The 25,288-nt window shown below is 55.9% G+C and carries 32 protein-coding genes; 20 read left to right on the top strand and 12 right to left on the bottom strand.

All coding sequences use genetic code 11. The features are described 5' to 3' along the window. Positions 1-100 precede the first annotated feature (100 nt). Positions 101-2,212, bottom strand: coding sequence for a catalase (locus BMX91_RS08830; RefSeq protein WP_092053942.1), 2,112 nt, complete (start codon positions 2,210-2,212; stop codon positions 101-103). A 126-nt stretch (positions 2,213-2,338) separates the two neighbouring features. Between BMX91_RS08830 and BMX91_RS08825 the strand changes: the two genes are divergently transcribed. The 4 genes from BMX91_RS08825 to BMX91_RS08810 all read left to right on the top strand — a co-directional run bounded on the left by BMX91_RS08825 (position 2,339) and on the right by BMX91_RS08810 (position 6,595). Beyond that, positions 2,339-2,530: a YdhR family protein gene (locus BMX91_RS08825; protein WP_245744367.1), complete on the top strand. Its 192-nt coding sequence runs from the start codon at positions 2,339-2,341 to the stop codon at positions 2,528-2,530. Between the two features lie 191 nt (positions 2,531-2,721). Next, positions 2,722-4,272, top strand: a complete 1,551-nt coding sequence (locus tag BMX91_RS08820; protein WP_092052460.1) for a spore germination protein — start codon at positions 2,722-2,724, stop codon at positions 4,270-4,272. Beyond that, positions 4,269-5,360, top strand: coding sequence for a GerAB/ArcD/ProY family transporter (locus BMX91_RS08815; RefSeq protein WP_092052457.1), 1,092 nt, complete (start codon positions 4,269-4,271; stop codon positions 5,358-5,360). The genes BMX91_RS08820 and BMX91_RS08815 overlap by 4 nt, the downstream gene beginning before the upstream one ends. Further along, a complete protein-coding gene (locus BMX91_RS08810) occupies positions 5,357-6,595 on the top strand; it encodes a Ger(x)C family spore germination protein (RefSeq protein WP_092052453.1) in 1,239 nt (412 codons plus the stop codon). The genes BMX91_RS08815 and BMX91_RS08810 overlap by 4 nt, the downstream gene beginning before the upstream one ends. Before the next feature lie 97 nt (positions 6,596-6,692). Here the strand turns inward: BMX91_RS08810 and BMX91_RS08805 are convergent, their stop codons facing one another. The 4 genes from BMX91_RS08805 to BMX91_RS08790 all read right to left on the bottom strand — a co-directional run bounded on the left by BMX91_RS08805 (position 6,693) and on the right by BMX91_RS08790 (position 9,928). Next, entirely contained in the window at positions 6,693-6,896 is a 204-nt protein-coding gene (locus tag BMX91_RS08805; RefSeq protein ID WP_092052450.1) for an alpha/beta-type small acid-soluble spore protein, read from the bottom strand. 74 nt (positions 6,897-6,970) lie between these two features. Next, entirely contained in the window at positions 6,971-7,897 is a 927-nt protein-coding gene (locus BMX91_RS08800) for a DsbA family protein (RefSeq protein WP_092052446.1), read from the bottom strand. Next, on the bottom strand, positions 7,897-8,238 hold the full coding sequence (locus BMX91_RS08795; protein WP_092052442.1) for a winged helix-turn-helix transcriptional regulator: 342 nt from the start codon (positions 8,236-8,238) through the stop codon (positions 7,897-7,899). The genes BMX91_RS08800 and BMX91_RS08795 overlap by 1 nt, the downstream gene beginning before the upstream one ends. Before the next feature lie 187 nt (positions 8,239-8,425). Then, the gene (locus BMX91_RS08790) at positions 8,426-9,928 is read right to left on the bottom strand and encodes a SulP family inorganic anion transporter (protein WP_407640876.1); all 1,503 of its coding nucleotides are present in this window, start codon (positions 9,926-9,928) and stop codon (positions 8,426-8,428) included. An 87-nt stretch (positions 9,929-10,015) separates the two neighbouring features. On the opposite strand from BMX91_RS08790, the gene BMX91_RS08785 reads away from it, so the two are divergent. The 8 genes from BMX91_RS08785 to fosB all read left to right on the top strand — a co-directional run bounded on the left by BMX91_RS08785 (position 10,016) and on the right by fosB (position 14,374). Beyond that, complete coding sequence (locus tag BMX91_RS08785; protein WP_092052435.1) at positions 10,016-10,570, top strand: recombinase family protein; 555 nt, start codon at positions 10,016-10,018, stop codon at positions 10,568-10,570. A 174-nt stretch (positions 10,571-10,744) separates the two neighbouring features. Then, positions 10,745-11,053, top strand: a complete 309-nt coding sequence (locus BMX91_RS08780; protein ID WP_092052431.1) for an ArsR/SmtB family transcription factor — start codon at positions 10,745-10,747, stop codon at positions 11,051-11,053. Between the two features lie 25 nt (positions 11,054-11,078). Then, on the top strand, positions 11,079-11,501 hold the full coding sequence (arsC, locus tag BMX91_RS08775) for an arsenate reductase (thioredoxin) (protein ID WP_092052428.1): 423 nt from the start codon (positions 11,079-11,081) through the stop codon (positions 11,499-11,501). Further along, complete coding sequence (locus tag BMX91_RS08770) at positions 11,498-11,779, top strand: Fe-S cluster assembly protein HesB (RefSeq protein WP_092052424.1); 282 nt, start codon at positions 11,498-11,500, stop codon at positions 11,777-11,779. Before arsC ends, BMX91_RS08770 begins: the two co-directional genes overlap by 4 nt. Beyond that, a complete protein-coding gene (locus BMX91_RS08765) occupies positions 11,779-11,997 on the top strand; it encodes a hypothetical protein (protein ID WP_092052421.1) in 219 nt (72 codons plus the stop codon). The genes BMX91_RS08770 and BMX91_RS08765 overlap by 1 nt, the downstream gene beginning before the upstream one ends. Positions 11,998-12,001: 4 nt before the next feature. Next, positions 12,002-13,294 (top strand): FAD-dependent oxidoreductase, encoded by a 1,293-nt coding sequence (locus BMX91_RS08760; RefSeq protein ID WP_092052417.1) that lies wholly within the window; start codon positions 12,002-12,004, stop codon positions 13,292-13,294. Between the two features lie 13 nt (positions 13,295-13,307). After that, positions 13,308-13,784 (top strand): GNAT family N-acetyltransferase, encoded by a 477-nt coding sequence (locus tag BMX91_RS08755; RefSeq protein ID WP_092052413.1) that lies wholly within the window; start codon positions 13,308-13,310, stop codon positions 13,782-13,784. A 167-nt stretch (positions 13,785-13,951) separates the two neighbouring features. Further along, positions 13,952-14,374: a metallothiol transferase FosB gene (fosB, locus tag BMX91_RS08750; RefSeq protein WP_092052410.1), complete on the top strand. Its 423-nt coding sequence runs from the start codon at positions 13,952-13,954 to the stop codon at positions 14,372-14,374. Positions 14,375-14,553: 179 nt separating this feature from the next. Here the strand turns inward: fosB and BMX91_RS08745 are convergent, their stop codons facing one another. From BMX91_RS08745 to queF, 3 genes are all read right to left on the bottom strand, one after another. Then, entirely contained in the window at positions 14,554-15,090 is a 537-nt protein-coding gene (locus BMX91_RS08745) for a VUT family protein (protein WP_092052406.1), read from the bottom strand. After that, entirely contained in the window at positions 15,087-15,788 is a 702-nt protein-coding gene (queC, locus tag BMX91_RS08740; RefSeq protein WP_092052403.1) for a 7-cyano-7-deazaguanine synthase QueC, read from the bottom strand. The genes BMX91_RS08745 and queC overlap by 4 nt, the downstream gene beginning before the upstream one ends. An 85-nt stretch (positions 15,789-15,873) precedes the next feature. Continuing rightward, positions 15,874-16,374: a preQ(1) synthase gene (queF, locus tag BMX91_RS08735; protein ID WP_092052400.1), complete on the bottom strand. Its 501-nt coding sequence runs from the start codon at positions 16,372-16,374 to the stop codon at positions 15,874-15,876. Between the two features lie 270 nt (positions 16,375-16,644). Here queF and BMX91_RS08730 point away from each other — a divergent pair, with 270 nt between their 5' ends. The 3 genes from BMX91_RS08730 (at position 16,645) to BMX91_RS08720 (ending at position 18,379) form a co-directional block, all read left to right on the top strand. Then, complete coding sequence (locus tag BMX91_RS08730) at positions 16,645-17,388, top strand: pirin family protein (RefSeq protein ID WP_092052396.1); 744 nt, start codon at positions 16,645-16,647, stop codon at positions 17,386-17,388. Between the two features lie 123 nt (positions 17,389-17,511). After that, positions 17,512-17,829, top strand: a complete 318-nt coding sequence (locus BMX91_RS08725; protein ID WP_092052394.1) for a PadR family transcriptional regulator — start codon at positions 17,512-17,514, stop codon at positions 17,827-17,829. Continuing rightward, positions 17,816-18,379, top strand: coding sequence for a DUF2812 domain-containing protein (locus tag BMX91_RS08720; RefSeq protein ID WP_092052390.1), 564 nt, complete (start codon positions 17,816-17,818; stop codon positions 18,377-18,379). The genes BMX91_RS08725 and BMX91_RS08720 overlap by 14 nt, the downstream gene beginning before the upstream one ends. Positions 18,380-18,426: 47 nt before the next feature. Here the strand turns inward: BMX91_RS08720 and BMX91_RS08715 are convergent, their stop codons facing one another. Next, complete coding sequence (locus BMX91_RS08715; protein ID WP_092052387.1) at positions 18,427-18,756, bottom strand: DUF3817 domain-containing protein; 330 nt, start codon at positions 18,754-18,756, stop codon at positions 18,427-18,429. A gap of 153 nt (positions 18,757-18,909) precedes the next feature. Here BMX91_RS08715 and BMX91_RS08710 point away from each other — a divergent pair, with 153 nt between their 5' ends. Further along, positions 18,910-19,647 (top strand): SDR family NAD(P)-dependent oxidoreductase, encoded by a 738-nt coding sequence (locus tag BMX91_RS08710; RefSeq protein ID WP_092052384.1) that lies wholly within the window; start codon positions 18,910-18,912, stop codon positions 19,645-19,647. Positions 19,648-19,692: 45 nt separating this feature from the next. Here the strand turns inward: BMX91_RS08710 and BMX91_RS08705 are convergent, their stop codons facing one another. Together BMX91_RS08705 and BMX91_RS08700 are read right to left on the bottom strand one after the other, a co-directional pair. Continuing rightward, positions 19,693-20,649, bottom strand: a complete 957-nt coding sequence (locus tag BMX91_RS08705) for an arsenic resistance protein (RefSeq protein WP_092052382.1) — start codon at positions 20,647-20,649, stop codon at positions 19,693-19,695. A 209-nt stretch (positions 20,650-20,858) separates the two neighbouring features. Further along, positions 20,859-21,119 (bottom strand): hypothetical protein, encoded by a 261-nt coding sequence (locus tag BMX91_RS08700; protein WP_092052378.1) that lies wholly within the window; start codon positions 21,117-21,119, stop codon positions 20,859-20,861. Between the two features lie 183 nt (positions 21,120-21,302). Between BMX91_RS08700 and BMX91_RS08695 the strand changes: the two genes are divergently transcribed. The 3 genes from BMX91_RS08695 (at position 21,303) to BMX91_RS08685 (ending at position 24,653) form a co-directional block, all read left to right on the top strand. Further along, the gene (locus BMX91_RS08695; RefSeq protein ID WP_092052374.1) at positions 21,303-22,874 is read left to right on the top strand and encodes an amidohydrolase; all 1,572 of its coding nucleotides are present in this window, start codon (positions 21,303-21,305) and stop codon (positions 22,872-22,874) included. Positions 22,875-23,239: 365 nt separating this feature from the next. Continuing rightward, a complete protein-coding gene (locus tag BMX91_RS08690) occupies positions 23,240-24,460 on the top strand; it encodes a phosphotransferase family protein (protein WP_177168333.1) in 1,221 nt (406 codons plus the stop codon). A gap of 4 nt (positions 24,461-24,464) precedes the next feature. Next, positions 24,465-24,653: a hypothetical protein gene (locus BMX91_RS08685; RefSeq protein ID WP_092052367.1), complete on the top strand. Its 189-nt coding sequence runs from the start codon at positions 24,465-24,467 to the stop codon at positions 24,651-24,653. Positions 24,654-24,782: 129 nt separating this feature from the next. On the opposite strand, the gene BMX91_RS08680 is transcribed toward BMX91_RS08685, so the two are convergent. Beyond that, positions 24,783-24,938 (bottom strand): YfhE family protein, encoded by a 156-nt coding sequence (locus tag BMX91_RS08680; RefSeq protein ID WP_245744365.1) that lies wholly within the window; start codon positions 24,936-24,938, stop codon positions 24,783-24,785. A gap of 87 nt (positions 24,939-25,025) precedes the next feature. Between BMX91_RS08680 and BMX91_RS08675 the strand changes: the two genes are divergently transcribed. Continuing rightward, positions 25,026-25,223, top strand: coding sequence for a YwbE family protein (locus tag BMX91_RS08675; RefSeq protein WP_092052360.1), 198 nt, complete (start codon positions 25,026-25,028; stop codon positions 25,221-25,223). Positions 25,224-25,288: the final 65 nt, after the last annotated feature.

Genomic DNA, 25,288 nt, shown 5'->3' with positions numbered 1-25,288 from the left:
CCGGACGCGGCGGCAGGTTCCCTGTAGGCTTTGGGAATCTGTGCGTACAATAAAAAACTGCCTCAGACCAGCTTCCGCCGAAATCTGAGACAGTCCGTTCTTACGTCCGATTCCAAAACCTCATCGTCCCAATTGCCTCCACAAACTCTTCTCCGAAGTTCGGGTTATTCGCCGCGAAGACGACGCCGGCGAGGTTGTTTTGCTGGGTGGCCTGGACGAAGTGGTTCGCGCCCGAGGCGACGCCGATCGGCTTGAAATGGGTGTAGGCAACGCGGACGAATTCGACGATGTCACGGTCGAATTTCTGCTGGTTTTTGGCGGTGCCGCCGACGACGTAGACGGAGTCGACGAGGTACGGGCTGTACGTGATGAAGGTTTCGTCGACCTTGAGTGTCGAGCCGTCGGATGCCTGGACCGGGTTGAGGGTGTCGGAGATGATGGCGACAAAGACGCCGTTTTCCTTCAGAGTCGCCAAGGTCCGGCCGACTTCTTGGCTGTCGTAGCCATCGCCGATCAGGACGCCGACTTTCTGGGTGGCCGCGTATTTCGGCGTGCTGTACTGGCTCAGCGAGTTGTAGCGTTCCTCGGCGGGCACCTGGGAGTTGTTCGAGCGCCGGACGCCGATGTTGTCGGCGACGACGGCGGCCATGCCTTCGTCGACCTTGGCGAGGATGTCGACGTTCTGTTCGCGCACGGAGACGTTCCTGCACCGGCCGAGCTGGTAGCTGAGTCCCTCGATCGTGTGCTGCTTCTCGATCGGGGTGAGGGAGTTCCAGAAGATCCTCGGCTGTGAGAACCAGTCATTGAACGACTCGCTCCGGGCCCGGATCTTGTGGCCCTCGACGTACTGAGGATAGTACTCGTAGCCGCCTTCCTCGACCGGGACGGTGTACGGGGTGTTGTCGGCGAGAGAATTCTGGTGGTAGTTCACCTGATCCGTGTCGATCCGGTAGCGCATGTAGCCGCGCCGGGTGTTGTTCGTGAACGGGCAGAGCGGGCGGTTGATCGGGAGGTCCTGGAAGTTGTTGCTGCCGAGCCGGTGGTACTGGGTGTCCTGGTAGGCCATGAGGCGGCCCTGGAGGACCGGGTCGTTCGAGAAGTCGATGCCCGGTACGACGTTGCCCGGGTTGAAGGCGACCTGCTCGGACTCGGCGTGCTCGTTCGAGATGTTGCGGTTCAGCGTCATCTTGCCGATCAGCTTGACCGGAACAATCTCCTCCGGCCAGAACTTCGCCGGGTCGAGTACGTCGAAGTCGAAGTTGAACTCGTCTTCCATCGAGATCAGCTGGACGCCGAGCTCATATTCCGGATAGTAGCCCTTGTCGATCGCTTCGCGGAGGTCGCGGCGGTGGAAGTCCGGGTCGATCCCGCCGATCTTGATCGCTTCGTCCTGAAGCAGCGAGTGGACGCCGAGCACCGGCTTCCAGACAAAGCGGACGAATGTCGCGACGCCTTCCGCGTTCACGAACAGGTACGTGTTGATCGACCATGACTCCATCATCCGGTAGCTTCGGAGGATGCCGCGGTCCGACATGACCCACAGTGTCATGTGGAGGGCTTCCTGGTTGTTCGCGACATAGTCCCAGAACCGGTCGTGGGCGCCGGTCGCGGTCGGGATGCCGTCATCCGACTTGGCCTGGTAGGCATGGATCACATCCGGGAACTTCATCGCGTCCTGGTTGATGAGGACCGGCATGGCGATCGTCGTCAGGTCGTAGTTGCCTTCCTCGGTGTAGAACTTCACGCCCTTACAGCGGAGGTCACGCGCGGTGTCGTATGAGCCCCGCGGCCCCTGCACGGTGGAGAACCGCACGAATGTCGGCGTCTTTTTGCCGGGCTCCTGGAGGAACCCGGCTTTCGTGAACTCGGCCATCGACTCGTAGCACTCGAACTCGCCGTACGCCCCGTACCCCCGCGCGTGGACGACCCGCTCCGGAATCTCCTCACGCAGGAAGTGGGTCATCTTCTCGAAGTACTGATAATCCTGCCGGAGCGCCGGGCCGCGGACGCCTGCCTTCAGCTGCTCGGAGTCGCCGGCCCGCTTCACCGATGCGTTCGTCGTCATCGGATTGCCGGTGTTCCGGATGCGGTACTCGTCTAGTTGCTCCTGCTTGGGATTGTCGGGACCTTCGAACGCTTCCAGGCCTTTGTAGTCGTCGCTGCCTTCGCCGCCCTGGCCTTCGTTTTCCGGCCCTGGAGGAAACCGATCCATGTCATCACCCGTCCTTTCATTTTCCATTCGCCTGTAAATGTATGCGGAAGGGAAGGGCAACATTCCCTTCGTGGGAAGGGTTTCCAAACCGGTGGCGAACAATTCAGGAAAAGGGGGCGTCCGGAGATGTATAATGAAGTCGGAGAAATTAAACCAGCAACACGTCAGGAGAAATCAGATTGTGAAAAAAACGAAGAAAACAAGGAAGCCGGCGGCATCTACCTGTTCGAGACGAAAAAGCACGCCGAGGACTATCTGATCATGCACACCGCCCGCCTCGAAAGCTTGGGCTTCACCGCTCCGCGGCCGCATCTTTAACGTGAACGGACCGCTGACGGAGATGACTTCGGGACCGGTCAGCTGATTGGAACCGCCTGGCAGGGCAAACGCTCTGCCGGCGGTTCTATTTATAGCAAAGCTTCCCGCCCTCCTCTATAGGAAAATGATTAACTTGGGAGCATTCCGTCCATCCTTCAACCATCAACAGTTCCACTGGGGAGGTACAGAGGATGGGTGATTTCCTGAAGCGATTGTTCGAGGGAGCCGGCGGGGACCAGCAGGCTTCCGCAAACGACGTTCCCAAAGACCCTTTTTCCACCAACCTTGATGACAACGGGAAGCGGCTGGAAGAATTGTTCCTCTTTCCTCTGAACGATGCTCTGAAGTTCCGGGAGTTGACGACTCAATCAGGCCAGCGGGTGAAGGTACTGTTCGTCACGGGCGCTGCGGATACGGATAAAATCAGTGATTACGTGATCAAGCCCCTCCTGAATTCAGAAACGGAGGGGAAGCAGGGCCTAACAGACGAAATCATGAATCATGTCCTGACCATCTCGGGAACCGAGAAAATCAGCGACTTCCAGGCGGCAGTCCTGAAGCTGATCAACGGAAACACTGTCATCCTGATCGATGGCGAAAAAGAGGGCATCGCGGTGGAGACCGCAGGCTTTGAAAGCCGACAAGTGGCCGAACCGACGAGGGAAATCGTCATTAAAGGACCCAAAAACGCATTTGTGGAATCCAATGACATCAATCACTCCCTCATCCGCAGGCAGGTGAAGGACCATCGGCTTGTTTCCGAGACTGCCATGGTAGGCGTGGAATCTCCCCAAAAGATATCGATCCTATACTTGGATCATATTGTAGACCGGGAACTTGTAAAAAAAGTGAAAGACGAGATTGATCAAATTGACAAAGCGGCGATTCTGACGCTTTCCGAGTTGGAGGAACTGCTGGAGGAGAGGCCGTATTCCCTGATTCCTTCGACGCTCTCGACCGAGCGGCCGGACCGTGCGGCTTCTTTCCTGAACGAAGGGCATGTGGTGCTGCTGATGGATAATTCTCCGGACGCGCTCATTGCCCCCGTCACGTTCTGGGCGCTGTTCCACACGGCGGAAGATCAATTTCTCAGATGGGCCTATGGAAACTTCGCAAGAATCATCCGGACGATTGCTCTGTTTCTGGCCTTGCTGATGCCTGCCATCTACGTGGCCGTGGTTACTTTCCATCCGGAATTGATACCGACAGACCTGCTGCTCGCGATTGCTGCATCAAGGGAACGGGTTCCGTTTCCCACTCTGCTGGAGCTGCTTCTGATGGAAATCACCTTTGAAATTCTGCGGGAAGCGGGCATCCGGGTTCCGGCTCCGCTCGGCTCCACCATCGGGATTGTGGGGGCACTCATTCTCGGTCAGGCAGCCGTTCAGGCGAACCTTGTCAGTCCGTTGCTCGTTGTTGTGATCGCCATCACCGGCCTTGCTTCATTCGCCATTCCGGATATCGGGCTCAGTGTCATGACGCGCATCATCCGGTTTATTTTCATCGCGGCGGCCTTTTTTATGGGGTTTGTCGGAATCGCCCTGGCGGCTACCGCCATGCTTGCCTACGCCGCATCACTCAAATCGTTTGGCGTGCCGTTTTTTGCGCCGCTGTCTCCGCATATGCCTTCCTCGCGGGATCTGTTTTTGCGTCCGATTCTCAAAAAGCAATGGCTTCGCCCTTTATCCATGAGGCCCCGCGATGCAATCAGGGCTAAACCAAAGGGGAGGAGCGGCTCGTGATCAAAGTATCCGACGGGGAAATCGGTTCCAGGGAATTCTTTGCGATTCTTTATGTGATGATGGCCATCCGGGTCACCGATTCAACGCCTAACCTGTTGCATGAGTCGGGCCTTACTGCGTCCTGGATGATTCCGCTGATTTCTGGGGTTGCCCTGATCGGCCCCGTACTACTGCTGTTCCGGCTGGTTAAGAAGTACGAGACAGGACTGATTGAAATCACCTTCGAGCTGACAGGGCCATTTTTCGGTCGCCTGATCGCATTTCTAATCTTTCTCTCCGTCTTTTCTTCGCTATCGCTCAACAGCCGGAATTATGCAGATATCGTTATTACAATGTATTATCCTGAATCTTCCGTACTGTGGATCTTGGCGGTATTGATCTTGGGTGCGGCGTTATATATCGCCCACAGGGGGCTGGAGGCGATTGGCCGGACGGCCCTTTTGGTGGTTCCCCTCTTTATTGTGACTTCCGTCTGCCTGGTGTTCAGTACAACCAATGAGATGAATTACCTGTTTCTGTTTCCGATTGCCGGTTCGGGCGTGACGGAAGTCGCAAAGGGCGGCATCGGGTACAGCTCATTATACGCTGACGTTATTATAGCCGGCGTTTTGGCTTCCCAAGTGCGAACCTTCAATGCGTACCGGAAAGCGTCCGTCTGGGGCCTTTGGGTGTCTATCGGCAAGATGGCCATCTTCCTGGCGGTTTACGTCATGGTGTTTGACTTTCATGCTGTGAGAAACATAGCGTTCCCCTATCATCATCTGACCCGGATGAGCATGGTCGGGACGATAGCGAACCGTATGGAAGCCGTTTATCTGGCATTCTGGTATGCCGGTGCCGCCCTTCACTTTGCCGCTTACCTGTATATTTCCGCGTTTCTGCTCGGAAAGGTGATCGGCTACAAACCGTTTAAGCAACTTCTGTTCCCGGTAGCGGGGACAGCGGTCGTGTTGGGCATGGTCCCGGAAAATTATCTCGAGGGAGGACCGCTGAGGATGGCCCTGCTGTACTCCAGTTCGGGTATGTTCCTGTTGCTGCCGGTTGTTTTATGGGGATTGGACCGGATGAGGAAGAGGGAGAAGAAATGAAAAGAGGATTATGGGCAATTGGTGTCCTTTTGTTTGTTCTGTTCTTGTCAGGTTGCGGTGCTCGGTCAGAACTGGAAAAACAGGCGTTTGTCGTTACAATCGGATTGGATAAAGGGGAAGAAGAGCATCAGATAGAGGTGACCTTCCAGGTTGCCAACCCTCAGGTCAATACGACCCAGGGGGCGGAAGCGCAGAATGAAAAGCCTTCCGATACGTTCACCATCACCGCAGACGATCTGCTGTCTGCCAAAGAGCTGGCACAGTCCTCCCTATCCAGGGAAATGACGTTCTCGCACTTGCAGACGATCATCGTTGGGGAAGATCTTGCCCAAGACAATCTGTTTCATCGCATCATCAGTTCGGCCATGATCGACCCTGAGATGAGGCGCGAGGCAATTATGATGGTCTCAAAAGAACCCGCGCAGGAGTTCATCAATGCCAACAGGCCGACGATGGAAACACGTCCTCATAAGTATTATGAGTTCATGGAGGATAGTTGGAGAGAAACCGGGTACGTCCCAATTTCCAATTTGAATATCTTTTTCCAGCGGACGGACGGGGAACTGTTTTTGGCTGCTTACGCGACGGCCCAGAGAGACCCCAAACATGGCGTGGATGAGGACGCGTTTTTGGCCGGTGAGGTGCCGCAAAAAGGGGGAGACCCTGTGCAGATCATCGGCTCCGCGGTTATGCATAGTGGTAAAATGGTGGGAAAGTTAAACGGGGAGGAAACCCGGATTGCTCAGCTGCTGCGGTATCATAACCTGATCAAGACCATGACAGCCTCATTTCCCGATCCCAACAATGAGGAGTATCGGATCACCGTGATCATGAACCAAAAATCACATACACGAATCAAGGTTAATACGGATCAATCACCGCTTAAAATCGAAGTCGAAGTACCGGTCAGGGTTCAAATCAACTCCAATCTGTCACTCGTTGACTATACAACCAGCAAAAAAAAGCGTGATCACTTAAAAAAATCAATTGAAAAAGATATGGAAAAGGCCTCGGATTCACTGATTGACAAACTGCAGGAAGAATTCGTCGGAGAACCGTTTGTCTGGTATGCACACGCGCGGAAAGATTTCTGGACGGCAAAAGACTATGTGGATTATAACTGGGGCCAGAAATTTAAAGATGCCCAAGTGGACATCAGCTATGATGTCACCATCATAAACTACGGCGAACAGCTGCGCCCTCCGACCTTGGAAAAATTGGATAAGGAAGACTAGAGCCAACAGACAAAACAAGAACCGCCGGCAGGGTTGAAGGCCCTCCGGCGGTTCGGCTTACATAGCGGATTCATGTTATGGACAGACTAAGGGCGGATTACTGGCCGCCGTTTTTCATTTGCTGCTGAGCTTGGGCGATCAGGCGCTTCGTGATTTCTCCGCCGACGGAACCGTTGGCACGCGCTGTCGCATTTTCACCCAGCTGAACGCCGAATTCTTGTGCAATCTCTTCCTTCATCTGGTCGAGTGCCTGGCGTACGCCCGGTACAACGAGTTTGTTGGAATTGTTGTTGTTTGGCATGTTTGTCTCGCCTCCTTTGTGCAGTTAGAATAACCGCTGGAGACAAAACGATTCGATGAGATATTTTCCAGTGCTTACTTCAGCAGGAAAATCGTTTCGCCGAGAACTTTTTCGATTTCAAACGAGCCGTCAGGAAGCTCACTCGCGACGAAGCTGTCCACTTCGGCCTGAGAGATATTGTAGAGGACTTCAATCTCTTTGGAGAAGAGCCGCTTTTCTTTCCTCAGGACGGTCTGGAGGCTCGGCGTATCCGCTGCTTTCGGCGCACCTTCGGTGAGAACTTGTTTCAGGGCTTCTTCGTATGCCTCGAGCGGGCGGGCACCGACAATTTTCACGCCTTGCTGCTCCTTGTTCACAAGAACGATTGTCGGGAAGCCACGGGCGCCGAGCGTGGCCGCCGTACGGAAGTCCTCTTGGAGAAGCTGCTGCGCTTCTGGTGTTTCGGATTCCTTCACGATGGCGTCTCCATCAAGGCCGAGTCCGTCTACAATTTCCTTCAGGACGCCGGCGTCGGAAATGTTGCGGTTAAAGGCGAACAGTTCCTCGCGAGCACGGCGCAGGAAAACAGGCGCAAGAGACGGGTCGTATTTTTGGACGGTCTTGAACACGCGGGACGGGATGAACGATGATGTAACAGGATCCGTGTGCCAGAGCGAGCCGTCGATCGGCATCCGGCTGTGCTCGCCGACTTCCCGCCAGTGCGACGCGACGTCTGCCGGCCCGGAAATTCCGTTGGCGCGGTCGGCGAATCCGTCCCATTTTTCAAGCAGGCCGCCCATGACCGTATGGACGTTCAGATGGTCGGCATAGAGCTCTGTGAAAGCGCGGAACTGAGGCTCAAGTGCCCAGCAGTGCGAGCAGATCGGGTCGGTTACGTAGTACAGGTCAACTTTTTCCTTCGGCTTGCTGAAGTCGAGCATCTGGAAGCCGGTCGTGTTTTCCTCTCCCGGCACGCCGCACACGCCGGTCTCCATGTCGCAGATCAGGTTGTTCTTGTTCATCATTGCTCCTCCTTTGTTGGGGTGAGTTGTACGTTGAGATGCTGTTGCGCCCATTCCTGGATGGGCTGGAGGCTTTCGGCGAGCGCCGCGCCTTTGTCGGTCAGTCGGTAGCGGATGCTGACGGACGGCTTCTGGTGGACGGTTTTCTCGATGAGGCCGGCTTCGGCCAGTTCGGTGAGCTTGAGCGAAAGCGCGCGGGGCGTCATGCCCGCGAGGTCCTGCTTCATCTCCGAGAAGTGTGCGGCATGATTGTCTCGTGACCACAGGTAGTGGACCAGCTGGCCGTTCCACTTCTTGCCGAGGATCTGGAACGCGGCCTCCATATAGGGACAGGTCTGCAAGGGCACTCCTCCTTGGTGGGTGTTTTGTATACTTATTATATCTGGTATATAAATTATATCAATGGTGAAAGACCAGGCGGAGGCGATGAATGTCCAGGGGAGGGCAGCGAAAGACCAGGCAGAGACAACGAAAGACCAAGAAGACGGCTCCGGATTGGATTCCGGAGCCGCCTTGTGGGATTGGTTGTTATTCAGTTGTGGCCGCGATGGCTGTTTCGCTTGTGTAGACCGCCTGCCTGTCGATGATCCGCCGGCTGGAGGCGTTCAGGCCCTGGATGGTGACGTCGTTGCCGTTTTCCCTGAGTTTCAGGACGGCCTTGTCGATCGCGCCGACCGCCGAGTCATCCCATACATGGGAGTCAGTGAAGTCGATGCGGATGTCCTGATCTTTCTCCGTCAGGTCGATGCCTGCGAGGAAGTCCTCGACCGAGGCGAAGAACAGCTGGCCCTGTACGCTGTACAGGATGCCGGCGTCCGTCAGCTTTTTCTCGACCTTGATCTTGGAGATTTTGACAACGAAGAAGATCGCGCTCAGGATCACGCCGGCGATGACGCCTTTGGACAGGTCGTGTGTGGCCACGACGATTCCCATTGTGACGACCATGACCGCCGCGTCCGTTTTCGGCGCTTTCCTGAGGTAGGAGAACGAGCCCCAGTCGAACGTGCCGACCGATACCATGATCATGATGCCGACCAGGACCGGCATCGGAATCTGGACGACGAGGTCGCCGAGGACGATGATCAGGAACATGAGCAGAAGTCCCGCTGTCAGCGTGGACAGCCTGCCGCGCCCGCCGCTTTTCACGTTGATGACCGATTGGCCGATCATCGCGCAGCCCGCCATGCCGCCGAAGAATCCGTTGATGACGTTTGCGATGCCCTGGCCGCGCGCTTCTTTGTTTTTGTTGCTTCCCGTGTCCGTCATGTCGTCGACGATCTGTGAGGTCAGGAGTGACTCCAGCAGACCGACGATCGCGAGTGCGAGCGAGTACGGGAAGATGATCGCGAGTGTCTCCAGGTTGAATGGAACATTCGGGATGAGGAATGCCGGAAGAGTCTGCGAAATCGTACCAAGATCGCCGACCGTACGGAGCTCGAGCCCCGAGAAGATCGCCACTGCCGTCAGGATGACGATCGCGATCAGCGGAGCGGGAATCGCGCGGAAGAACCGCGGGACGATATAAACGATCGCGAGCGTAATCGCGACAAATACATAGGTCATATTATTGATGCCAAGGAAATGCGGCACCTGCGCCATGAAGATCAGGATCGCCAGCGAGTTGACGAAGCCGATCATGACGGCACGCGGGATGAACTTCATCAGCTTCGCGATCTTCAGCACACCGAAGAGGATCTGGATGACCCCGGTGAGGATCGTTGCTGCAAGAAGGTAGTCCAGCCCGTGCTCGCGGACAAGCGGCACCATGAGAAGCGCCATCGCGCCAGTCGCCGCGGAGATCATACCAGGCCGGCCGCCGACAAAGGCGATGATGACCGCGATGCAGAAGGAGGCATATAAGCCGACCATCGGATCCACGCCTGCTATGATGGAAAAGGCGATCGCCTCGGGAATCAGGGCAAGGGCGACTACGGTCCCCGCCAGGATGTCCCCGCGGACGTTGCCGAACCATTCTTTCTTTAGAGTATCTATCAATCGGTACACCTCTTTAAAGTAATCTGACTGACACATTCTAACATCGTTTGTTCCAAAAGGGAACCCTTTTGGACCTTTCTCGTTTATAATGGGAACGAAGCTTTTCCGGAAAGGAAGTCTATCATGAACTACGCATATATCCGTTGCCTGCCGTCCGACCGTGATATGGCAGCGCAAAAGGAGACGCTCAGTACCCATCCTGTCGATGAATGGGTGAAGGAAGAGGAGTACCAGATCAATGATGCGCTGGATGCGCTTCTGGAACGGATCGGAGCGGGTGATGTAATTTACGTCCAATCGCTCGTCACGCTCGCCCACTCGCCGGCGCATCTCATGGTGGTGCTTGAGCAGGTGTCGGAGAAAAAGGCCGTGATCCGGTTCCACCGCGAGGAGATCGACTCCGATCAGCCGCTCTCGTTAAATCTGGAGCAGATGGTGCGAATGTTCACGGAGTTCCAGTCTGAAACGGTAAGCCTCGCGACAAAGACCGGAATCGACCGCGCACGGGAAAAGGGCGTCTCCACCGGACGCCCGCGAAAAAAGGACAAAAACGTCCGCGAAGCACTCCGGATGTACCGCTCCAACCTGTATACGTTGGCGGAAATCCGTGAGAAAACGAACATCTCGAAAACGACGCTCTACCGTTATCTCGCATTGGAGAAGGACGGGGACGAATGAGGAAAGCACACGGGGCTGCCGCGTGCTTTTTCGTTTTGGGGCGGGAGTGGCGGCGAAAGTACACAAACGAGCGCTGAAAGTACACAACCTTAATGTATAAGCGTTTGGTTATTTACAGATGAATTCCGCGGGTGTATTCTTAATATAATCAAACGATTATATAAGGAGGCCCATATGGATATTCAGCTTATGGAGAAGCAATTAAAGGCGCTTGCCGACAGCAACCGGCTGAAGGTGCTTTCCTGCCTGAAGAGCGGGGAAGTGTGCGTCTGTGACTTTGTCGATGTGCTCGGCATTTCACAGCCGGCCGTCAGCCAGCATCTGCGCAAGCTGAAGGAAGCCGGCATTGTCACCGAGCGCAAACGGGGGACATGGAAGCATTACCGGCTGGCAGAAGGGTTGACGCCAATCGTCCAAACAGTCATCGATGAGCTTGAGGCAACCATGGCCTGCCAGTGCAGCTCCGTTGAAGCTTCATGCTGAGCCGATATCAGAGGAGGAACCGATCATGACGAAAAAACTTCTTTATTTCCTGTGCACGGGCAACTCGTGCCGCAGCCAGATTGCCGAAGGATTCGGCAAGAAGTACCTCGGGGACGAATGGGAAGTGAAAAGCGCGGGTGTCGAGGCGCACGGGCTGAATCCAAGAGCCGTCGAGACGATGGCCGAAGCGGGGATCGACATCTCCGGGCAGACGTCCGATATTCTCGATATGGAAACAATGAACCGCGCGGACTTTATCGTGACGCTGTGCGGCGACGCTGCGGACCGCTGCCCGATGACACCGCCGTCGATCCGCCGGGAGCACTGGGGCTTTGACGATCCGGCAAAAGCGACCGGTACGGAAGAAGAGATCATGGCGGAATTCCGCCGCGTTCGCGACGAGATCGGCGAGCGTATCCGGAAGTTCGCGGAGGAGGAATCGAAATGAATGTCTCACCAGAAGGAAAAGCGTTTCTGACAGAGGTACAGGCCAAACAGCCTGACAAGTCGATCCGTTTCTACGGCGTCCCCGGATGCTGCGGCGTCAATATGGGCGCTGAGCTTGCGGTGCCTGCAGACGGAGATGAACAGGTGGAACTGGAAGGGATCCGGTTCGCCGTCGATCCGCAGGTGAAGGCAATGCTGGCGGACGTGACGGTCCACGCGGAAGAAAACGAAGGGGAGATGGGGCTGATGCTGGTCGGCTACCAGCCCGGGAGCTGCTGATGGTCGTCAAGAACGCGGGCGCACTGTCGCCGGACTACTTTCTGTCGTATCTCCGGCTCCTCCTGTCGACCCGGGCTGGTTCCTTGGAAGAAGCGAAGAAGCTGACCGAAGAGCAGTTTTTCCGGGGCGACCTGAACCGCTACGGAGCGTACACGAAAGCGGCTTATGAAGAGGCCCTAAAGCGAATCTGCAATGACTCCATCCAAGAAGAGGTGTAGACGTATGGAATTGAAAATCATCCAACCCGCTGCTTGCTGTGATCCGTCCACGGGATGCTGCGAGCCGGATCTGCAAGTTGCAATCATCGGAGCGGGCCCGATTGGCCTCGCGGCTGCCGCCCACCTGAAAGAGCGGGGCGTGCCATTCTTCATTCTCGAAAAAGGGAGCATCGCCGAAAATGTACGTACGTGGGAACATGTCACGCTGTTTTCACCGTGGCGGTACAATGTCGACGAAGCAGCGGGACGTCTGCTTGAACAAACAGGCTGGCAGAAGCCGGAACCGGAAAAGCTGCCGACCGGAGTGGAGCTGATCGGGGAATACCTCACACCGCTCGCCGAGCTGCTCGCGCCAGATATTTGGGAACGCCATGAAGTCGTCGCGATTGCCCGGGACGGGATCGACCGTATGAAGTCGGCCGGACGAGCTTCGAAGCCGTTCCTGATCTATGCGGAAACACCCGACGGCACGAGGGAAATGAAGGCCGGAGCGGTGATCGACGCAACCGGCACCTGGGGCAATCCGAATCCTGCCCTCAGCACCGGCGTCTTGCTGAAGGCCGAGAAGGAGCTTGCGGACCGCATCGATTACGGGATTCCGGACGTTCTTGCGCATGAGGAGCAGTATGCGGACCGCCGCATCGCCGTGGTCGGCGGCGGACATTCGGCCATCAATTCCCTGCTGAGTCTGATGAAGCTCAAGGATCGGCATCCGGAGACGCAGATTACCTGGATACTTCGCAAAAAGCGCGTGGAAGACGCATTCGGCGGCGGACAAGATGACGAGCTCGAAGCCCGCGGGGAACTCGGCAAGCGGATTGCCGGATACGTGCGGGACGGCCGGGTTGAAGTGGTCACTCCGTTCCGGATCACGGGAATCCGGGAATCGGACGGCATCGTGCTTTCATCAGACGGCAAGGACCTGGCGCCGTTTGACCGGTTGATCGTCAACACGGGAAGCCGTCCGGAATTCGGTTTCCACCGAGAGCTCCGGTTTGAAGCGGAAGCGATCACCGAGGCCGTGCCTGCATTGGCACCGCTGATCGACCCGAACCTGCACAGCTGCGGAAGCGTCCCGGCGCATGGCGAGAAAGAGCTGCGCCAGCCGGAGGAAGGCTTCTACATCGTCGGCTCGAAATCGTATGGCCGCGCGCCGACCTTCCTGATGGCGACCGGCTATGAGCAAGTCCGCTCGGTGGCGGCATCTCTTGCCGGAGACCGGGAAGCCGCGGATAATGTACAGTTGGTGCTGCCGGAAACCGGCGTCTGCCATAGTGGCGCCGGCGGCTGCTGCTGAGGGGAGCGCGCCTATGATCCGGAAGGTGAGAAGTGAAGATTTCGAGGACGTGCTGGAGATTTACCGGGAAGGCATGGCTACGGGCATCGCGACATTCGAGACCCGTGTGCCTTCCGAAGATGGCTGGGACCGGAAATTCCATCCTGAGCTCCGGTTTGTCTATGAAGACGGCGGAAAGATCCTCGGCTGGGTGTCGCTCACGCCGTTCTCCGCGCGTAACGCATACCGCGGTGTCGGTGAAGTGAGTGTTTACGTAAAGCATGGGGCGGGGGGATCCGGCATCGGCACAAGCCTGCTGCGCCATCTTGAAGAAGAAGCGCGCCGGGCAGGATATTGGACACTGCAGGCCGCCATCTTCGAAGAGAATACCGCAAGTATCCGTCTGCATGAAAAGTGCGGGTTCCGCATCGTCGGCGTGCGTGAGAAAATCGCGATGCGCGACGGTGTTTGGCACAATAATGTGCTTATGGAGAAAAGGATCGTGGAATGAATGGAAGAAGCATGCGGCCCAGGGGAGGGCTGCATGCTTCTATTTTGAGGGGCGGAATCCGCGAGATTGCACATTCGTGTCTCGAGTTTACACAATCATGGAGCGAGATTACATATTCACGCCGTGAGACTACACATTCATAATGGAGGCAGGGAGGAGGAGCGAAGGTGACCATCAAGGGAATCAATCATTATTTGTTTTCGGTGTCCGACCTGGAGCGGTCGATTAATTTTTACAGCGATGTGTTCGGGGCGAAGCTGCTCGTCAAGGGCAGATCCACTGCCTATTTTGACCTGAACGGGATGTGGCTGGCGCTCAATGAGGAGCCGGACATTCCTCGGAATGAAATCCATGAGTCGTATACACACATTGCGTTTACGGTCGATGAAGCCGACTTTGCCGGCGAGGTTGTCAGGCTCAGGGAGCTCGGCGTGAACATCCTGCCGGGCCGTGAACGGAATGAGCGGGACCGCAAGTCCGTTTACTTTACCGACCCGGACGGCCACAAGTTCGAGTTCCATACCGGGACACTGGAAGATCGGCTGGATTATTACCGGCAGGAAAAGCCACACATGACGTTTTATGAATGAAAATAAGCATGCAGCCCGTGTCGGGCGGCATGCTTATTTCTTGTCTGTGGGAGCGGGATTTTTCATGAAAGTACACTAAGGCAGCGCGAAAGTACACTAAGCGTCTGCGAAAGTACAGTAAGCTTGACCGAAAGTACACCATCACCTGTTGAAAGTACACTATCCCGCCGCCTCTCAAATCAAGACTGTACCGGCACCGCTCGGAATCCGCGCATCTGGCCGAGGATCAGCGCGCCGACGGTCTGGACGGCAGATTTCGCGATCACTTGGCTGAGGATGGCGACCGGGACGGCTTCCCACGGGATGAATCCGGCGCCGATCGAGCTCATGCCGACGATGACGAAGACGGCCGAGTCGAGGATGCCGCCGACGATGCCGCTGTAAAAGACGCGCCAGACGAACGATACTTTCAGGCGGGTGTAGATCTCTGTATCCGCCGATTCGGCGATGATGAATGCGAGCGCCGAAGCGGCGACGATCGCCAGCGTGTCCCCGAGGATAAAGGAGACCGTCGCGGACAGGACGAGCGCGATCACAATAAACATATAGGTCTTCTTGCGCCCGTACTTGTTCTGGACGAGGTCGCGGAAGATAAATGTCGCACCGGCAAACAGGGTGCCTACCGGGATGATGAAAATCCCGAATTCAAGCGGCATGAGCGCTGCTGTGGCGACGTTGGCGATGACGATGGAGATCAGGTAAAGGAAGATCCTCATGGCAGCGCCACCTCCTCAGCCGATCCGCCATCGGGGAGAGTGGATCCGCCCTTCTTCCCAAGAAAGGTTTCAAGGCCCTTCCTGCGCAGGCGGCACGCCGGGCACTCGCCGCAGCCGTCCGCCTGGATGCCGTTGTAGCAGGTGAGGGTCTTGGTGCGGACGTAGTCGAGCTTGCCGAGCCGGTCGGACAGTCCCCAGACCTGGGATTTGTCGAGCCACATGAGTGGCGTGTGAATGACGAACTGGCCGTCCACTGCGAGGTTGAGCGTGACATTCAGCGACTTGACGAACGAATCGCGGCAGTCCGGATAGCCGCTGAAGTCGGTCTCGGAGACGCCTGTGACGATATGTTTCGCGCCGATCTGGCGGGCGAGGATCCCTGCAAATGAGAAGAAAAGCAGGTTCCGCCCGGGTACGAATGTGGACGGGAGCCCTCCGTACTCGCCGTCAGCAACTTCAATCCCGGTATCCGTCAGCGCACTTGGCGCCAGCTGGCCGATCAGCGACATGTCGAGGACGTGGTGCTTGATGCCAAGTTCTTCGGCGATGGCTTTTGCACATTCCACTTCGAGTGCGTGGCGTTGGCCGTAGTCGAATGTCACGGCCTCCACTTCCGCAAATTGCTCCAATGCCCAGAACAGGCAGGTCGTGCTGTCCTGGCCGCCGCTAAACACGACGACCGCTTTTTCTTGTTTCACTATAAATGGTCTCCTTTGAGTGAAAACAGCGGGGCTGTTTCCCTTAGTTTTTTAGAGAAGGTCGCTAAGAACTTCTTCCGTGGCGTCAGCGGTTTGTGATCGTTTCCGGGTTCATGTCATGGTTCATGAGGCGGTAGCTGGCGATTTCTTCATACTTCGTGCCCGGGCGGCCATAGTTGCACCACGGGTCGATCGAGATGCCGCCGCGCGGTGTGAACTTGCCCCACACCTCGATGTAGCGCGGGTCGAGCAGTTTGATGAGGTCGTTCATGATGATGTTCACGCAGTCCTCGTGGAAGTCACCGTGGTTGCGGAAGCTGAACAGGTACAGCTTCAGCGACTTGCTTTCGACAAGCTTTTTGTCAGGGATGAACGAGATGTACATCGTCGCAAAATCCGGCTGTCCGGTGATCGGGCACAGGCTCGTGAATTCAGGGCAGTTGAACTTCACGAAATAATCGCGGTTCGAATGGAGATTATCCACCGCCTCCAGCACTTCCGGCGCGTATTCGGTTGAGTATTGGGTATTCTGATTCCCCAGCAGGGTCAGATCTTTCAATCCTTGTTCTTGGCTTCTGCCAGACATGATAAAAAGCCTCCTAGTCGCGCCCGGCGCGCACAAGAGAGGCTTTAGCGTTCCCATAAAAAACAAAAAGCCGTGTCCGGCATGGACATGGCCTGAATCGTCATGAATCCATAGTTTTTTATAGAGGGTATCCGCTATGAACCTCTCCCGGCGTGTCCGGGCATTTAGTTGTCGTTATTATGATATAGAAAATTATCGCTCCGGGCAAGTTTGTTTTGTCCGCGCGGTTCCTGAGATACACTTCATCTAACAACGTCTGGGGGGAGAACGATGGACATTTACCGGAGCAGCCAGGCATTTTCGGCGGGCGGCAAATTTTTCAGCCTCAAGGTGAACCGCCCCGGCCTGGTCAATCAAGACAGAGACAGCGATGACTATTCATTCGGGCCATTGGCGCGGTTTGACCATGCCACCATCAAGAAAGGCACGAAGATCAAGATGCATGAGCATGTGAACGATGAGATTCTGAGCTACATCGGATCCGGGCGGTTGCTGCACCGGGATTCGGACGGGCAGGAAGAGATGCTGGAGCCGGGCCGGCACATGATGATGAACGCGGGCAGGAGCTTTTTCCACGAGGAGTCGGCACCGCACGAAGACGTCGAGATGCTGCAGATCCTGATCCGGCCGGAAAAGGCGGATCTGGAACCGAGCGTCCGGTTCTGGGAGGCAGGTGAGCATGGAGATGATGGCTGGACGCTCATCGGCGGACCTTCGGATTCAGGTGGGCCACTTGAGATCCGCCAGCGTGTGGCAGTTTATGAAGCGAAAGCGGATGCCGGAGCGGAACTGACCGTACCGGACGTGGACGGATACACGCCGTGGCTGTATGTGTTCGAAGGGAGTATCCGAGTGGGCGGGGAAGTCTTCGGAAAAGGGGACGGGGTGAGCGGCACGGCAAAAGAGCTGTCGGGCCTGACGGTTCTGGAGCCTGCAGTGCTCGTGCTGTTCCTCGTGGATCTGGAAGCGGAAATGACCGATTCCGGCACGATCAGCGGAATCAAGAGAATGTAAAAAAGCAGCCGGTCCACGGGGGACTGGCTGCTTTTTGTTATAAACAGTTGACTATTCAGTTGAACTGAATTAATCTAATAGCTAAGTTGAACTATGTAGTTGGACTGAATAGAGGTTGAAGCGATGAAACATCCATTATTGCCGTTATCCGAAACGATGCATTACATTTTATTGGCTCTGCGGGAGCCGCTCCACGGTTATGCCGTCATGCAGAAGATCGAAGAAATGAGTCATGGTTCCGTGATTTTGGCGGCCGGTACGTTATACGGGGCGATCGAAAACTTGAGTAAACACGGTTGGATCGAGCCTGTGGGGAAGTCGGGCCGGAGAAAGATTTATGGAATCACTGCTGAAGGGCTCGAAGTGTTGAAGGTTGAACAAAAAAGGCTGTTGCACATTTTATCCTTGTATGAAGGAAGTGAGCCGGATGAAGAGGTTTAGGGCATTCTTCAATATCGAAAAAGAGGAGCATTGGCTGAACGGGCAACTGCAAGAAGGCTATCGATGTACAGGAATTAGCGGATTGGGCATCTACACCTTTGAAAAAACGGATAAGAACTTTGTGATGCGGCTTGATTACCAGGAGCATTTAAGCAAGGAGAAGCTTGGAGAATATAAAGGGATGTACGAGGACTTTGGCTGGGATTACATTGACGGGTCTACATTCAGCGGCATCCGGTACTGGCAAAAAGAATCGGCTGATCAAGATGTGATCTTCTCAGATCGTCAATCACAGGGCAGTTATTACAAGCGGCTGATGAACTATTCGCTGTGGCTGGGCATGCTCTCTCTGTTTTATGCGTTGATGCTCTACAAGGATTCAACTCTGTACCACGAGGGTCTTTGGAGCATGGAAGGCTCCTTGTTCTGGAAAGCATTTCTGTTTGAAACCCCGTTTGTCCTGCTGAAGTTGCTGCCGGCGCTGATGGCTGTTCTGTTGGGAATCAGCTACTATCAGGCTTACCGGAAGTACTCCATGTTAAAGGTTTAATGAAAAAGGCAGCCTGTCCAAGGGGGCGGCTGCCTTTCCTATATGGATCAAGAGACCACCTGAATACTGGTCTCTTCTTCGCGTTCCTTCTGCATTTTCTTGAACTTCCGGTCGAGCAAGAAGTTCGCGAACGGTACGAATGCGGCAGCGACGCCAAGCACCGACCAGATGATGTTCCAGCGGACCACAATCTGTGCCAGGAGGAGGGCAAGGACGTACGTGACGAAGATGCCGCCGTGGATCGCTCCGACAATCGAGACGGCCAGCGGCATGCCCGCCATGTATTTCATCGGCATCGCGATAAAGAGCAGCACAATCAGCGACACACCGTCCGCAATCCCCACGGCCCGCACAAATTTCAGTGCAGATATGGACAATGGATACTCCTCCTTTCGTTTTGTTTCTTTCAGTATAGGGGAAACTCAGAAAGGTGTCCCGGTCGGGATGCTCCGTTTTGAGCAGAAGCTTTGACGATTTGGTGAAAAAGAGTTATCTTGAATTCGAGAGATATAATAAAGGAGTGTTGCTCAATGGGTAAACTCGATGGAAAAGTGGCGTTGGTGACAGGCGGCGCGTCCGGTATCGGAAAGGCATCGGCCCTTCTGTTCGCAAAGGAAGGCGCGAAGATCGTCATCGCTGACCTGAACGAAGAAAAAGGCCAGGAAGTTATGGAAGAACTCACAAACTCCGGCACGGAAGCACTGTTCGTGAAGACGAACGTCACGAGCGAAGACGACGTCCAGAACCTGTTCAAGGAAGCGGCAGAGCAGTTCGGCCAAGTCGATGTCGTCTTCAACAACGCGGGCATCGGCGTCAACAAGCCCTCTGATGAACTCACCTACGAAGAATGGCGCCGGACAGTGAGCGTTGACCTCGACGGAGTCTTCCTCGTTGCGCGTGAAGCATTGCGCGGGTTCCTGAAAACCGACGGTGGCGTTATGGTTAATACCGCTTCGATGTACGGCCATGTCGGCGTCGCGCAAAACGCGCCGTATGCGGCAGCGAAGGGCGGCGTCGTCAACCTGACACGCGGCCTGGCGGTCGAATACGCGGACCGCAACATCCGCATCAACGCCATCTGCCCGGGCTTCATCGACACGCCGATCATTCCGGAAGACATGAAGCAAGGCCTGCGTGATGCCACACCAGTGGGCCGTCTTGGTGAAGCGGACGAAATCGCGAAAGCAGTCCTGTTCCTCGCGTCCGACGACTCCAGCTTCATGACAGGCTCAAGCCTGATCGTCGACGGCGGATACACAGCACAGTAATAGAACGGCAACAAGCCCCCGAACCGATTGGTTTGGGGGCTTGTTTCATTTAACCAGCTTGGGAACCCAGCGGATGTAGAGGAGTTCACCGGCAAGCTCTACGATCGTCTGCGTGACGATGACTGCCGCGACCAGAGTGCTTGCGTCACCGGGAAGTGCCAGCGCCAGCGGAAGGACGACGAGGGAATTCCGGGTGGACCCGCTAAAGACCAGTGCGCGGCCTGCCCCGGTATCGAGCCCCATTCGTTTGGCGATAAACCCGGAAATGACCGGCATGATAACCATGAAGGCGATATAGAGCGGAATGACTTTTAAGATTTGGTCCGCAAACGCCGAGACCTTGCCGATCTGGGAAGCGACGACGACAAAAAGAGTGAGTGCCATGAACGGGACGGGCAGCCACGCTGAGAGGTCGATCAGCCTTTCGCCCGCAGCTGATTTCCGAGCTAACAGCTGGACGGCAATGGCGATGCCGAGCGGAATCACGATCAGGCCGAGAAACGCCTCCAGGAACGGCCCGGATTGCACGATGCCTGCAGCGGCGTTACCCATGAACACCCAGAGGTAGACCGGCAGTAAAATCATTTGTGTGATGAAGAGGATCGGTGTCGACATCAGGACAAGCTTTTCATTTCCGCGGCCGAGCGAAGTGAACACGAGGACATAATCAATGCAGGGCGTCAGCAAAACCAGGAAAAACCCGAGCAGCAGCGGAGTGTGGTCCGGCAGGAATTTCGATAGGGTCCATACCACAATCGGGACGGCAATATAATTTGTGAGCAATACCGCGGCAAGATAACGCCTATTATTGAACGCATTTTTCAGCGACATAAATGGAATCTGAGTAAACATGCTGTACATCAGGATCGCGATGATAAGAGTGATGGAACCGCCGATCTTGTCGGCGAGGTCAGGTGCCATAAGCCCAAATCCGAACGCCGCGGCAAGAACAGCGATGTATAGCAGCACCTGGTGATTCTCTAATTTCTTTCTGTTCAGCATTCGTGTTGATCCCCCAGTGGTGATGAACTATAGCCACTTTATCATAGGGAAGAAAACTGGACGTGAAAATGGAGCCCCCGGAATGCGGCAGCTCCCCCTTTTCGTACGCGAACTGTGCAGATTCGTACGTTAACCTGCGGAGCTCTCAACTTTTCATACGCAAACTTTATGGATTCGTACACGAACCGGTGCGGCTCTCCACATTTCGTTTATTCCGGTATGCCGGACGTCCTGCGGTTCATCATTTCCCCTGACTGCACATCGAACCGTTCGACGGTCCAATCCCCGGACAGGCGTTGGTAGACAAGCTTCATGAGGCAATTTTTCTCTTGGCTGAATGAGTGGATTGTCACGTGTTTCAATTCATCATAAATATGCAGTGGAACGTAGCCGGCGATTGCTTCCTGCTCGTCCATCCAGTCCGCCAGCAAGCTGTCGGTCAGCCTGGCCAGGGGCCTTGGGTCTTCCATGGACCGTCTTCCTCTCTATTTAAACTCAAGTAAACGTATTGGTTTTTATAGGAATAAGAAAGGGCCAGTTTCTAGGAAAAAGTAAAGGTCAGATGTGGAATCAATTCGCCTTAATCCCTTCACACTTTACCTGTCTGAAAAGTGCTACACTAAAAGAAAAATTGGTTCATTGGAGGAATGGGTATGAAGACGCTCTGGCACGGGGGAACGTTTGTCACGATGGAACGGGAAGGGCAAGTAGTCGAAGCGGTGCTCGTGGACGACGGCCGGATTGTCGCGACCGGTACATATGAAGAGCTGAAGGATCAGGCAGAACGTGAGGAGAATGTCGGCGGGGCAGTTGTCTATCCGGGGTTTGTCGATACGCACATGCACCTGATCGGCCACGGCCGGCAGCTGCTGAGCAATAATCTGTCAGCGGTGACGTCGTCGGAGGAACTGCTCGAGATTATGCAGAAAGCGGCGGATGCGGTACCGGAAGGATCGTGGGTGCTCGGCGAGGGCTGGGATGAGAACCTGTTCCCGGACCGGCATATCCCGACACTTGCAGAGCTGGATGCTGTGACGGATAAGCCGATGATGCTGAAGCGCACGTGCCGGCATATGATCCTCGCGAACTCGGCGGCGCTGGAGCTTGCGGGCATCACCAAAGAGACACCCGATCCGGAGGGTGGCGTCATCGTGCGTGACGCAGATGGTAATCCGACCGGTTTCCTGAAAGAAGATGCCCAGGATCTTGTCGAGTCCATTGTCCCGCATCCGACAGAGGAAGCAATCCGTGCTGCGCTCGAAGCGGCGGTCGATGACCTTGTATCGATGGGGCTGACAGGGGGCCACACGGATGACCTCGGTTACTTTGGTGGCTATGAGAATCCGATGAAGGCGTTCCATGAAGTGCTGGGAGAGGGCAAGCGCAAGTTCCGCGCGCATCTGCTTCGCCGATCGACTGTGTTCGATGACATGATGAAAGCGGATGTGGCTTACAGCAAGTGGGCGGAGCCAGGCGCAATGAAGTTCTTTATCGACGGTGCGCTCGGCGGCAAGACTGCGGCGCTGTCGGAGGACTACTCGGATGACCCAGGCAACCGCGGCACATTCGTTGTCACCCAGGAAGAGACGGAAGAACTGGTGCGCCTCGCGCGCAGCCACGGCGAGGCGATCGCGGTGCACGTGATCGGTGACGCGGCAGCGGAGATGGCGATAGCAGCGATCGAGAAGTACCCGTGCCCGGCAGGCAAGCGTGACCGGCTGATCCACGTGTGCGTGCTGCGTGAGGACCTGGTGGATCGTATGGAGAAGCTCCCGGTCATCCTCGACATCCAGCCGATCTTCGTCGGCTCGGACTTCCCATGGGCGGAAGATCGGCTTGGGCCGGAGCGGCTCGAGTGGGCGTATGCTTGGAAAAAACTTATGGACCGCGGATTCATCTGCGGAGGTGGTTCAGATACGCCGGTCGACTCCCCGGATCCGCTCCTCGGCATCTATACGGCTGTCGCCCGCAAGCTCCCGAACGATCCGAAAGAGGGCGGCTACTTGCCGGAAGAGAAGCTTTCCCGCTATGAGGCGCTTCGCCTGTATACGACCGAGGCGGCAAAAGTGCTCGGCCAGGAAGACATCCGCGGCAAGATCGCTCCGGGCCACTTTGCCGACTTCACCGTCGTCGATGCCGACCTGGAGCGCGTGGCCGAAGACGATATCGTGAAGGCGAATGTCGTCATGACAGTGGTTGACGGGGATGTGCAGTTCAGGAAGTGAGTGCGGGCAGAGCGAGTAGTATGGCGGCGTAACACTCGGAGAGCGTTGTGTAACACTCGAGCGGCGTTGCGTAACACTCAAAGCCAGTTGCGTAACACTCACGCGGCGTTGTGTAACACTCAAGGTCCGTTCCGTAACACTCGCTCCCTGACGGCTCATGTCTATGCCGTTCCCGCCACTCAGCAGAGTGATCTCGCCACTCGGAAAGGCGTTCCCGCCACTCAAGGGTCCATTCCCGCCACTCAGGGACTCAATCCCGCCACTCGCGGGAATCACGTAATGTTCACATGAATGGCCGCACTTAGCCATACAACGAGAAGGCCGGGCCCACGGATCCCGGCTGCACAACAATAGGAGGGATGGCCATGGCCTCAGCGGCGCGGCCGATCCGCAATTATTTGCCGGGGCTGCTCGTCCTGGCGGGCGGGCTATACACGGTGTATTACTACTATATGTACTGGCTTCGGGTCTACGGGGCACTCTGCATTCCGGGCTACGGGGATCCGATCAAAGTGGAAGTGACACGTGGAATCTGGATTAGGCTGGATGCGATCCTGTTCCCGACGGTGTTCGGGGTGATCCTAACGCTGCTCGGGGTCATGCTCATCTGGAAAAAGAAATTCGGGGTAGCGGTCGTGGCGCTTGTGCTGAGCGCGACGGTCATAAACTGGCCCGCTTTCATCCTTATTGCCAGCGGTGCCCTGCTCGGGCTGCTGTTCTGGCGGAAGACCCTGTTGCCGGTCATCGATCTTCCCGATACGACGATGGAATGGCTAAATGAGGAGACGGGGGCACCTGTCCGGAAATCATTCCGGCGACTGCCGGCGGAACGGCCCGTCTACTCGTTCCGAAACGGGGACGGCGTAAACTTTGCCGTGAAAGAATCATCTTCAGCCCAAGCGGCGGAGCGGGAATTGAAAGCCCTGACTGCCGCGGCTGACCGAGAAATTCCTGCCCCGGTCGTGAAAGCCATCGACGGCCGATTCCTCCTGATGTCGCAACTGGATGGGTTCCCGTTTTTGCAGCCGCTCGATTTTGAGGCTTGGATTGATGAAATTGCGGGTATATTATCCAACACCCACTCGGCCCGCATTCCGGAAATTCCGGCATGCCGGCGGGTGGCTGAGCCGGTCATTCCCGGCTGGGCCTTCGACCGCGCCAACTGGGAGCAGGCTGCCCGGATTTTCCGGGAGGAGGCAGCTGACGCCACATCGGTCTTTATCCACGGCGACTTTGAACCGGCCAACGTGCTGTTCCGTGACGGCCGTGTGACCGGCGTGACCGGATGGACCCAAGCGGGAAGCGGTCCGGCACAGCTGGACGTCGGCCGCATGCGGGTCGCGCTCGAGCTGATCCATGGAGGGAATGTGGCGGACCGGTTCCTGGGGACGTATAAAAAATTGTCGAAAAACCGAGGCTTTGAATACAGCCGCTATTGGGACCTTTTGGCGGTATACGGCTGGCTGGAACAGGATCCGGGGGACATTGCATCCCACTGGAGACGGTTTGGCATCACCACTCTTTCTGAGGATGAAGTGATGCGCCGCCTTGAACGTTTTGTGAAATCCATGACAGATAAGGAGTGAGGCAGTGAAGGATATCGGGATCCTTCTCCTGTTTATCGTCCTCGGTGCCATCATTGCTGTGACGGGAGCCGGTGCTGAATCCATGATGCTCAGAATCGGTTCTATGCTGCTTGCAGGTTTGCTTGGAGTGGTGGCACTGATCGCGGGAATTCAGACTGTGGCCGGAAACAAGGAGAGATACAGCAAAAGGTAAAAAAATTCAGTCTATTTGATTATTTCTCCGGTGAATAGGGAATGCTTCACGATAAGTCGTTCCGCTGGTGCGGGGCGGCTTTGCTGTGCCCTTGAAAAGGCCGCCATCCTGCATGGATGACGGCTGCTTTCATTTTCCCTGCCGGCGGTTGCCCGGTTGATTTTCTTTTTTGCCAGCGGCATCCGCACGCTTGAACTCGTCCTGATACAGCACTTCCTGCGTGTCGCGGAGGCCGTTGTTCGTCTCGGCCATGCGCTCATGCGGTTCCCGGTTTCCTTTCTTCAATCCAACCACTCCCTTCGAATCCATAGGTTCTCCCGTTACAGAACCGCTTAAACGTGGTACAACGTAGTAAGGAAGGAGCGGATTCGGATGAAAGACGGCAAAACCCGCGCGGACGTGAAGCCCGGCCAGCGTGTGAAAATCGTACTCAAGAAAGATCAGCGGACGGGCGCGCTGACTGAAGGTATTGTAAAGGACCTTCTTACAAATTCACCGACCCATCCCCACGGCATCAAGGTGCGCCTGGAGGACGGACAGGTCGGGCGGGTCAAGGAAATCAATGAATAACGGGGATGGCGCATGCGAACAGCCGCATGCGTTTTTATTTTTTACAAACTCCTAAAATGCGCTTC

It is taken from the genome of Bhargavaea ginsengi (assembly GCF_900109165.1).
GTDB classification, from domain to species: Bacteria; Bacillota; Bacilli; order Bacillales_A; family Planococcaceae; genus Bhargavaea; species Bhargavaea ginsengi.
The sequence above is the reverse complement of the archived record's forward strand: the minus strand, read 5'-3'. Positions and strand labels throughout refer to the sequence as shown.

What these genes read in the sequence shown, in the direction of transcription:
- BMX91_RS08830 (WP_092053942.1), bottom strand. Translation starts at nt 2,212, where the DNA reads ATGGATCGGTTTCCTCCAGGGCCGGAAAACGAAGGCCAGGGCGGCGAA.
- BMX91_RS08825 (WP_245744367.1), top strand. Translation starts at nt 2,339, where the DNA reads ATGTATAATGAAGTCGGAGAAATTAAACCAGCAACACGTCAGGAGAAA.
- BMX91_RS08820 (WP_092052460.1), top strand. Translation starts at nt 2,722, where the DNA reads ATGGGTGATTTCCTGAAGCGATTGTTCGAGGGAGCCGGCGGGGACCAG.
- BMX91_RS08810 (WP_092052453.1), top strand. Translation starts at nt 5,357, where the DNA reads ATGAAAAGAGGATTATGGGCAATTGGTGTCCTTTTGTTTGTTCTGTTC.
- BMX91_RS08805 (WP_092052450.1), bottom strand. Translation starts at nt 6,896, where the DNA reads ATGCCAAACAACAACAATTCCAACAAACTCGTTGTACCGGGCGTACGC.
- BMX91_RS08800 (WP_092052446.1), bottom strand. Translation starts at nt 7,897, where the DNA reads ATGAACAAGAACAACCTGATCTGCGACATGGAGACCGGCGTGTGCGGC.
- BMX91_RS08790 (WP_407640876.1), bottom strand. Translation starts at nt 9,928, where the DNA reads ATGTGTCAGTCAGATTACTTTAAAGAGGTGTACCGATTGATAGATACT.
- BMX91_RS08785 (WP_092052435.1), top strand. Translation starts at nt 10,016, where the DNA reads ATGAACTACGCATATATCCGTTGCCTGCCGTCCGACCGTGATATGGCA.
- BMX91_RS08780 (WP_092052431.1), top strand. Translation starts at nt 10,745, where the DNA reads ATGGATATTCAGCTTATGGAGAAGCAATTAAAGGCGCTTGCCGACAGC.
- arsC (WP_092052428.1), top strand. Translation starts at nt 11,079, where the DNA reads ATGACGAAAAAACTTCTTTATTTCCTGTGCACGGGCAACTCGTGCCGC.
- BMX91_RS08770 (WP_092052424.1), top strand. Translation starts at nt 11,498, where the DNA reads ATGAATGTCTCACCAGAAGGAAAAGCGTTTCTGACAGAGGTACAGGCC.
- BMX91_RS08765 (WP_092052421.1), top strand. Translation starts at nt 11,779, where the DNA reads ATGGTCGTCAAGAACGCGGGCGCACTGTCGCCGGACTACTTTCTGTCG.
- BMX91_RS08760 (WP_092052417.1), top strand. Translation starts at nt 12,002, where the DNA reads ATGGAATTGAAAATCATCCAACCCGCTGCTTGCTGTGATCCGTCCACG.
- BMX91_RS08755 (WP_092052413.1), top strand. Translation starts at nt 13,308, where the DNA reads ATGATCCGGAAGGTGAGAAGTGAAGATTTCGAGGACGTGCTGGAGATT.
- BMX91_RS08745 (WP_092052406.1), bottom strand. Translation starts at nt 15,090, where the DNA reads ATGAGGATCTTCCTTTACCTGATCTCCATCGTCATCGCCAACGTCGCC.
- queF (WP_092052400.1), bottom strand. Translation starts at nt 16,374, where the DNA reads ATGTCTGGCAGAAGCCAAGAACAAGGATTGAAAGATCTGACCCTGCTG.
- BMX91_RS08730 (WP_092052396.1), top strand. Translation starts at nt 16,645, where the DNA reads ATGGACATTTACCGGAGCAGCCAGGCATTTTCGGCGGGCGGCAAATTT.
- BMX91_RS08725 (WP_092052394.1), top strand. Translation starts at nt 17,512, where the DNA reads ATGAAACATCCATTATTGCCGTTATCCGAAACGATGCATTACATTTTA.
- BMX91_RS08720 (WP_092052390.1), top strand. Translation starts at nt 17,816, where the DNA reads ATGAAGAGGTTTAGGGCATTCTTCAATATCGAAAAAGAGGAGCATTGG.
- BMX91_RS08710 (WP_092052384.1), top strand. Translation starts at nt 18,910, where the DNA reads ATGGGTAAACTCGATGGAAAAGTGGCGTTGGTGACAGGCGGCGCGTCC.
- BMX91_RS08705 (WP_092052382.1), bottom strand. Translation starts at nt 20,649, where the DNA reads ATGCTGAACAGAAAGAAATTAGAGAATCACCAGGTGCTGCTATACATC.
- BMX91_RS08700 (WP_092052378.1), bottom strand. Translation starts at nt 21,119, where the DNA reads ATGGAAGACCCAAGGCCCCTGGCCAGGCTGACCGACAGCTTGCTGGCG.
- BMX91_RS08695 (WP_092052374.1), top strand. Translation starts at nt 21,303, where the DNA reads ATGAAGACGCTCTGGCACGGGGGAACGTTTGTCACGATGGAACGGGAA.
- BMX91_RS08690 (WP_177168333.1), top strand. Translation starts at nt 23,240, where the DNA reads ATGGCCTCAGCGGCGCGGCCGATCCGCAATTATTTGCCGGGGCTGCTC.
- BMX91_RS08675 (WP_092052360.1), top strand. Translation starts at nt 25,026, where the DNA reads ATGAAAGACGGCAAAACCCGCGCGGACGTGAAGCCCGGCCAGCGTGTG.